The sequence below is a fragment of the Streptomyces sp. ISL-11 genome (genome assembly GCF_018614525.1).
Taxonomy (GTDB): Bacteria; Actinomycetota; Actinomycetes; order Streptomycetales; family Streptomycetaceae; genus Streptomyces.
In genome coordinates this window covers 1-8,063 of the sequence record NZ_JAGGOL010000208.1, presented here as the reverse complement: position 1 = coordinate 8,063, position 8,063 = coordinate 1, and the positions used below count along the sequence as shown (strand labels likewise).

The 8,063-nt window shown below is 73.4% G+C and carries 5 protein-coding genes; 3 read left to right on the top strand and 2 right to left on the bottom strand.

Going from position 1 to position 8,063, the window contains the following annotated elements; translation table 11 throughout:
- Both J7E86_RS30040 and J7E86_RS30035 read right to left on the bottom strand, forming a co-directional pair.
- A partial coding sequence (locus J7E86_RS30040; RefSeq protein WP_215085972.1) for an FAD-dependent monooxygenase occupies positions 1-1,075 on the bottom strand: 1,075 nt, incomplete at its 3' end.
- Positions 1,076-1,222: 147 nt separating this feature from the next.
- On the bottom strand, positions 1,223-3,682 hold the full coding sequence (locus J7E86_RS30035) for an excinuclease ABC subunit UvrA (RefSeq protein ID WP_215085971.1): 2,460 nt from the start codon (positions 3,680-3,682) through the stop codon (positions 1,223-1,225).
- 328 nt (positions 3,683-4,010) lie between these two features.
- On the opposite strand from J7E86_RS30035, the gene J7E86_RS30030 reads away from it, so the two are divergent.
- From J7E86_RS30030 to J7E86_RS30020, 3 genes are all read left to right on the top strand, one after another.
- Complete coding sequence (locus J7E86_RS30030) at positions 4,011-4,898, top strand: MBL fold metallo-hydrolase (RefSeq protein ID WP_251019887.1); 888 nt, start codon at positions 4,011-4,013, stop codon at positions 4,896-4,898.
- Between the two features lie 347 nt (positions 4,899-5,245).
- Positions 5,246-7,600 carry an Orn/Lys/Arg decarboxylase N-terminal domain-containing protein gene (locus tag J7E86_RS30025; protein ID WP_215085970.1) on the top strand — a complete coding sequence of 785 codons (2,355 nt, stop codon included), beginning with the start codon at positions 5,246-5,248 and terminating at the stop codon, positions 7,598-7,600.
- A 40-nt stretch (positions 7,601-7,640) separates the two neighbouring features.
- Positions 7,641-8,063, top strand: a 423-nt coding sequence (locus tag J7E86_RS30020) for a hypothetical protein (RefSeq protein WP_215085974.1), incomplete at its 3' end; no start/stop codon positions are given.

Here is an 8,063-nt window from a genome sequence, read left to right as displayed (position 1 = left end):
GCTCCGGGGTGGGCCGGGCGCGGGCGGCGAGGCCGGCGCTCATGGCCACGACCCGCTCGACGCGCTCGCGCCGCAGCCGCTCGTACGCCGCGAAGGCCCGCCCGGCGTCGGGCAGGTCCCGCAGGCAGCGGGCCAGGACGACGCCGTCCTCGATGGCGATGGACGCGCCCTGGGCGGCGTGGGGCGCGGTGGCGTGGATCGCGTCGCCGACGAGGACGGTGTTGCTGTTGTGCCAGACGGGGGTGGTGGGCATGTCGTAGGTGTCCATGCCGACGACGGCGGTGCCGGTGGAGGCGACAACGGCGGCGGCCGGGCCGCCGTCGCCGGCAAGGGCCTCGACGGCGAGCCCGCGCCATCGGCCGGGGTCGATGGCCCGCCCGGGCCGGGATGGTTCGGGGCGATGGATGGTGGCGAACCAGTGGGTCGTGCCGTCCGGTGCGGTGGTGCAGCCGAAGAACGCCCGCCGGCCGAAGATCATCCGGTAGGTGCGGGGCGGCACGCGGTGGCCGGGCGCGCGGGTGCTGCCGCAGACGCTGGCGTAACCGGTGTGGCGGGGCGGCGGCGCGTGGGGGTCGAGGAGGGCGCGGGTGACGGAGCGGATGCCGTCGGCGCCGATGAGCAGGTCGCCCTCGGCGCGGCTGCCGTCCGCGAAGGACGCCACGACCGTGCCGCGCGGGCCGGTCGTGGCGCCGACGAGACGCTTGCCGTACGCGACGGGTATGCCGCGCCGGGCGGCCTCGTCGTGCAGGGCGCGGTAGAGGTCGGAGCGCTGGAGGGTGCGGGGGCGCAGCGCCGGGTCGCGGGAGCCGGCGATGGGGTGCGTGCCGAGCGGCTCGCCCGCGTCGTCGAGCAGTTCGACGGTGTCGGCGGGGAAGGACCGCTCCCGTACGGGCCGCTCGGCGTCGACGGCGCGCAGCGCGGAGAGGCCGTTGGCGAAGAGGACGAGGAACGCGCCGACGTGGTCGGCGCCGCGCGGGTACGCCTCGTGGACAGTCGCGTCGATGCCGGCGCGGCGCAGGGCCATGGCGGTCACGGGGCCGGCGATGCCGCCGCCGACGATCAGGGCGCGGGTCATGTCCCTCCGTCCTGACGGGGCTCCGTCGGGGCCGGGTCCGAGCGTATCGGGGAGGACGCCCCACCCGTCCAGGGTGCGTGCGGCTGCTTCCTGCCGTTCCGGTGGCCGAGGACGTGCGGGCTTGATTGCGGCTGAGCTCAGCCGCAATCAAGCCCGTCCGGCGATTGAGGACGCGCCCGCAGGGCGCCCGCCGCCGCAGGCGGCCGAAGACCGGCCGGACACGGCCAAGAGCGCCGCCGCCAGATACCGCGCCGTCACGCTCTCCGCGGCACCCGCCACCGCCCGTGGCGGCCCCGCGGCCACGACCCGGCCGCCCGCCGCCCCGCCGCCGGGCCCCAGGTCGATGACGTGGTCGGCGCCGGCCGCGACGGCCATGTCGTGCTCGACGACCACGACCGTGTTGCCGGCGTCGACCAGTCCGTGCAGCTGGCGCAGGAGGAGTTCGGTGTCGGCCGGGTGCAGCCCGGTCGTGGGCTCGTCCAGGACGTACAGCGTGTGGCCGCGGTGGGTGCGCTGGAGTTCGGTGGCGAGTTTGATGCGCTGGGCCTCGCCGCCGGAGAGTTCGGTGGCGGGCTGGCCCAGGCGCAGGTAGCCGAGGCCGACGTCCTGGAGCGTGCGCAGGCCGCGCAGCGCGGCGGGCACGTCGGCGAGGAACCCGGCCGCGGCGTCGACGGTCATGTCGAGGACGTCGGCGATGCTCGCGCCCCGGTAGGTGATCTCCAGTGTCGCGGGGTTGTAGCGCGCGCCCCGGCAGGCTTCGCAGGGGGCGTACGTACCGGGCAGGAAGAGGAGTTCGACGGCGACGAAGCCCTCGCCCTGGCAGACCTCGCAGCGTCCGGAGGTGACGTTGAAGGAGAACCGGCCGGCGCCGTAGCCGCGGGCGCGGGCCTCGTCGGTCGCCGCGAAGACCTTGCGCACCGCGTCGAACAGGCCCGTGTAGGTGGCCAGGTTGGAGCGCGGGGTGCGGCCGATGGGCTTCTGGTCGACGCGTACGAGCCGGTCGAGTGCCGCGAGCCCCTCGGCCTTCACCGCCGGCTCCCGGCCGTCCAGGTGCGCGGCGGCGGTCTCCGCCAGCGCCTCGCCGACCAACGTCGACTTGCCCGAGCCGGACACGCCGGTGACGGTGGTGAAGACCCCGAGCGGGAAGTCCACGTCGAGGTCGCGGAGGTTGTGCCGGGTGACGCCGCGCAGCCGCAGCACCCCGGAGGGCTCCCGTGGCGTACGGGCCGGGGGCGCGGCCCCGTCGGGGAAGACGAAGCGGCGCGTGGCGGACTCCTCGGCCCGCGCGAGACCGGCCACCGGCCCGCTGTAGAGCACGCGCCCGCCGTGCTCCCCCGCCCTGGGCCCGACGTCCACGATCCAGTCGGCGCGGCGCACGACGTCCATGTGGTGCTCCACGACGAACAGCGAGTTGCCGGCCTCCTTGAGCCGGTCCAGGACGGTCAGCAGCGCGGCACTGTCGGCGGGGTGGAGACCCGCGGAGGGTTCGTCCAGGACGTAGACGACGCCGAAGAGACCGGACCGTAGTTGCGTGGCGAGCCGCAGCCGCTGGAGCTCGCCGGCCGAGAGGGTCGGGGTGGACCGGTCCACGGAGAGGTAGCCCAGGCCCAGTTCGGTGAGCACCTCGATGCGGGCGACCAGATCCTGGGCGAGCGTCGCCGCGACGCCCTCGCCGTCGCGCACCGGGCCCAGGAGCCGCGCGAGGCCGGCCAGCGGCAGCGCGGCGAGAGCGGCGATGTCCCGCCCCGCGAAGGTGACGGCCAGCGCCTCGGGCCGCAGTCGCCGCCCCTCACACACCGGGCACGGCCCGCTGACCAGGTGCCGCTCGGCGCGGGCCCGCAGGGTGGCGCTCTTGGAGTCCGCGAAGGTGTGCAGCACATAGCGGCGGGCGCTCATGTACGTGCCCTGGTACGGGCGCTGGATGCGCTCGGCCTCGCGCACGGGGTGGACGGTGACGACGGGCTGCTCGTCGGTGAACAGGATCCAGTCGCGGTCCGCCCGCGGCAGCTCCCGCCAGGGCCGGTCGATGTCGTGACCGAGCGTGTCGAGGATGTCCCGCAGGTTCTTTCCCTGCCACGCGCCCGGCCACGCGGCGATGGCTCCCTCCCGGATGGACAGGGACGGGTCGGGGACCAGCGAGTCCTCGGTGACCCGGTGGACGCGCCCGAGACCGTGGCACTCCGGGCAGGCCCCGGCGGCGGTGTTGGGCGAGAAGGCGTCCGAATCCAGTCGCTCGGCGCCTTCCGGGTAGGTGCCGGCGCGGGAGAAGAGCATGCGGAGCGAGTTGGACAGGGTGGTGACCGTGCCGACGGAGGAGCGGGAGGTGGGCGCGGACCGCCGCTGTTCGAGCGCGACGGCGGGCGGCAGTCCGCTGATGTCGTCCACCTTGGGCGCGCCGACCTGGTGGATGAGCCGGCGGGCGTAGGGGGCGACGGATTCGAAGTACCGGCGCTGGGCCTCGGCGTAGACGGTGCCGAAGGCGAGCGAGGACTTCCCGGATCCGGACACCCCGGTGAAGACGACGAGGGCGTCGCGGGGGATGTCGACGTCGACGGCCTGAAGGTTGTGCTCGCGGGCGCCGCGGACGCGGACGTAGGGGTCGTGCATGCGCACGATCCTATTTCCGGGGCGCCCCGGTCCCCCGGACCGCGCTGCGCGCGGTGTCCTCAATCTCCCCCCGGGAACTGTTCACCCCTTACGGCCTGACCCACGATTGATCGCGGGTGGGCTGTAAGGCTGCCCGGGTTCCGTACCGCCGCCACGTTCGTCCGAGCCGCATGGACCTTCAAAAAGGGATAAAAGCGCTTAAATTTCCCTCAGAGCAGGGTGATTCCGCAAGCACAAGATCCAGACCCTCTTCCTGTATCCGCACGGCGCGGGATACCCCTGAGGGTGAGCGGCCGGTCAGCGGGCGCAGTGCGACAGGGAGTGGGCCATGGGCGATGAACGGTTTGAGGGCGGCTGGCAGGTGGACGAGCGCTGCATGAACTGCGACGTCGCCCGGCAGCTTGCCCCCGGCCTGATCGGTGAGGCCGGCGGCCGTGCGGTCGTCCTGCGCCAGCCGCAGGGCCAGACCGAGATCCGGCAGCTCTACGCCGCTGCGCACGCCTGCCCCACCCGGTCGATCCGTCCCCTGGGCGGGCGGCTGGATGCCGCACTGGACCCCTTCCCGATGGCCCTGGACGACACCGTGCACCTGTGCGGGCACAACTCCACGCACACCGCAGGGGCCAACTCCTACCTGCTGCGCCGCCCCGACGGCAGCGCGATGATGGTGGACACGCCGCGCTGGAGCACTTCGCTGGCCGCGCGCTACGAGGCGCTGGGCCCCGTCACCGATGTCCTGCTGACGCACCGCGACCACGCCGCGCACGGCCGCCGCTACGCCGACCACTTCGGCGCCCGGCTGTGGATCCACGAGGGTGACCTCGATGCCGCCCCGGACGCTGACCGTGTGCTGCGTGGCACCGACCCGTCGGCGATTGCCGAAGGGGTGATCGCCTTCCCCGTTCCCGGCCACACACGCGGCAGCGTGCTCTACCTCGCGGACGAGCGGTACTGCTTCAGCGGCGACAGCTTCTACTGGTCGCGCACGACAGCAGACGTCGAGGTGGCCGACAGCGTCACCTGGTACTCCATCGAGGAGCTGGCCGCCTCCCTGGCCCGGACCGCCGGCCGGCTGCGCTTCGAGTGGCTACTGCCGGGCCACGGCGACCGCCAACGCCTCCCCAGCGACGACATGGCCCAACGGCTGCGGCGGCTGACGGCGCGTACCCGAGCACTCCGGCCCCGCCCGGTCGACTTCACCGCGATGCGCTGGTAACGGACTGACCCGCGCAATTGATCGAGGTTGGTCGTGACATGACGGTGGCCGCGCGGGTTCTTGTGGTGTGAACATCAAGGAGGACCGCGCGGCCATGCCCCGTCCTGCCTTCTCCGGTCTCTCGCGCTGACACCCCGGCGAGTTGACCGAGAAACTCGCGCCACGCTTTGCCCACGGCGTGACGCCGCCGCTCGGTTGACGGGAGCGGTGTGCGGCGGCCGAACCGGCCCTGGCGTTCCGGGAGTCCCTCCGTCGGGTGGTTTAGCCGTTCGTACGCCACCTGGCCGCACTCCGTTGCGGAGACTGGCCGACAGGACAACCTGCTGATCTCAAAATGGGGGGACGGTATGGCCGGCGGCACGATCTTGTTCGCGTTGCGCGAGGACCCGCTCGGAGAGGGGTCCCAGGGCGAGCAGCTCCGCCGGATCCGCAAGGAGGTGGAGGCGCACGGCCTGGAGGTGCGCTGGGCCCGGACGGAGGCCGACGCGCGGGCGGTGCTGCGCACCGAGGCGGGACTGGCGGCCGCGGTGGTGGCCTGGGACCTCTCCCCGGGCAAGAGCGGCGACGACGTGCCGGGCGGGGCGGCGGTCCTGCGGCAGATCGGCCGGCGCTTCAAGAACCTGCCCGTCCTCCTCGTCATGACGGAGGGCGCCGATGAGGACCTCGACCACCTGCCGCTGTGGGTGTCGGAGAGCGTGGTCGGGTACATCTGGCCGCTGGAGGACACGCCGGCGTTCATCGCCGGCCGGATCGCCGGCGCGGCGCGGACGTACGCCGAGGCCGTGCTGCCGCCGTTCTTCAAGGCGTTGCGCCGCTTCGACGACGCCCACGAGTACTCCTGGCACACCCCCGCGCACGCCGGTGGCGTCGCCTTCCTCAAGTCCCCCGTCGGGCGGGCCTTCTTCGACTACTACGGTGAGCGGCTCTTCCGCAGCGACCTGTCGATCTCCGTCGGGGAACTCGGTTCCCTCTTCGAGCACACCGGCCCGATCGGGGACGCCGAGCGCAACGCCGCCCGGATCTTCGGCGCCGACCGTACGTACTTCGTCCTCCACGGCGACTCCACCGCCGACCGCATGGTCGGCCACTTCTGCGTCTCCCGGGACGAGATCGCGCTGGTGGACCGCAATTGCCACAAGTCGGTGCTGCACGGCCTGATCCTGTCCGGTGCCCGACCCGTGTACCTCGTGCCCACCCGCAATGGTTACGGGCTGGCCGGGCCGCTGCCCCCGGCCGGGATCGGGGCGGCGGAGGTGGCGGACCGCATCGCCCGCAATCCGCTGACCGCCGGTGCCCTCTCGCCCCGGGCGGAGTACGCCGTACTGACCAACTCCACCTACGACGGGCTCTGTTACGACGCCCTGCGGGTCGCACGGGAGCTGGCGCCCAGCACTCCGCGGCTGCACTTCGACGAGGCGTGGTTCGCGTACGCGCGTTTCCACCCCCTCTACGCCGGGCGCTACGGCATGTCCGTGGGCCCCGACACCTTCGACGCCCCCGAGCGGCCCACCGTCTTCTCCACCCAGTCCACCCACAAGCTGCTGGCCGCGCTGTCGCAGAGCGCCATGGTGCACGTCAAGCCCTCGCCCAGGGCGCCGGTCGAGCACGAACGCTTCAACGAGGCGTTCATGATGCATGGCACCACCTCACCGCTCTACCCCGCCATCGCCTCCCTCGACGTCGCCGCCGGGATGATGGACGGCCCGCAGGGACACTGGCTGATCGACGAGGCCGTCACCGAGGCCGTCCGGTTCCGGCAGGCCGTGGTCCGCACCGGGGCCCGCATCGCCGCCGCCGGGGACCGGCCCGCCTGGTTCTTCGGCGTCTGGCAGCCCGACACCGTCACCGATCCGGCCACCGGCGAACAGCACGCCTTCGCCGACGCGCCGGCCGAGCTGCTGCGCACCCAGCCGTCCTGCTGGGAGCTGGCGCCGGGTGCCGACTGGCACGGCTTCCCCGGGCTCGGCGAGGGTTACTGCCTGCTGGACCCGGTCAAGGTCACGCTGACCTGTCCCGGCATCGACGCCACCGGCCGGGCGGCCGAGACGGGCATCCCCGCCCGGATCCTGACGGCCTACCTGGCGACCCGGAACATCGTGGTCGAGAAGACCGACACCTACACCACGCTCATCCTCTTCTCCATGGGCATCACCAAGGGCAAGTGGGGAACCCTCCTGGACGCCCTGATGGACTTCAAGGCGCTCCACGACGCGGACACACCGCTCGACCAGGTCCTGCCCGGCCTCCTCGCAGAGCACCCGCGGCGCTACGACGGCATGACACTCGGCGCCCTGTGCCGGTCGATGCACGACCACCTGCGCCGGGCCGACCTGGTCACCCTGCTCGACACGGCCTTCCAGGACCTGCCGGAGCCCGTCGCCCCGCCCCAGTGGTGCTACCAGCAGCTGATCCGTTCGGGCACCGAGCGGGTCCGGATCGCCAAGGCCGCCGGGCGCGTGGCCGCGGCCATGGTCACCGTCACCCCGCCCGGTATCCCCGTGCTGATGCCCGGTGAGTCCGTGGGCGACTCCGACGGGCCGCTGCTGCGCTATCTGGGCGCCCTGGAGTCCTTCGACCGCGAGTTCCCCGGCTTCCGCAGCGAGACCCACGGCGTCACGGTGGACCCCGACACCGGCGACTACCTCATCGAGTGCGTGCGCCGGGACCGAGGACAGCCGGACCTCTCCGGGCCGCGGCCCTGAGGTGCGGGAGCGGACGCGGGTGGTGCGGGAGCGGACACGGGTGAGGGACCGGCGCAGAGCGGGATACAGGGCGGGATACGGGCTGGCGCTGGCCACGGCCGCCGTGCTCGCGCTGACGGGCGAGGCGGCCGCGGACGAGGTCGGCGCGCACGCCGTCATCGGCGGCAGACCGGTGACGGCGATCGTCGACGGCCTGCCACGGCTGCTGCCCGATCACCCGCCGTCGCATGTCACCGTGAACACGGTGGGCGGCGCGGTGAACGCGGAGGTGGTCGACACCGGCAAGGGGTGCGTGAACGTCTCCGCGCATGTCCTGGTCACCGACGCGGAGGTGTGGCTGAACTGCCGGAAGGCGGCGGCGCCACCGGCCCCGCCGGCTCCCGCGCCGCCGGCTCCCGCACCACCTGCTCCCGCGCCACCGCCGCCCGCCGTGCCGCCGGCTCCTGGGGCTCCGGCTCCCGGC

What these genes read in the sequence shown, in the direction of transcription:
- J7E86_RS30035 (WP_215085971.1), bottom strand. Translation starts at nt 3,682, where the DNA reads ATGCACGACCCCTACGTCCGCGTCCGCGGCGCCCGCGAGCACAACCTT.
- J7E86_RS30030 (WP_251019887.1), top strand. Translation starts at nt 4,011, where the DNA reads ATGGGCGATGAACGGTTTGAGGGCGGCTGGCAGGTGGACGAGCGCTGC.
- J7E86_RS30025 (WP_215085970.1), top strand. Translation starts at nt 5,246, where the DNA reads ATGGCCGGCGGCACGATCTTGTTCGCGTTGCGCGAGGACCCGCTCGGA.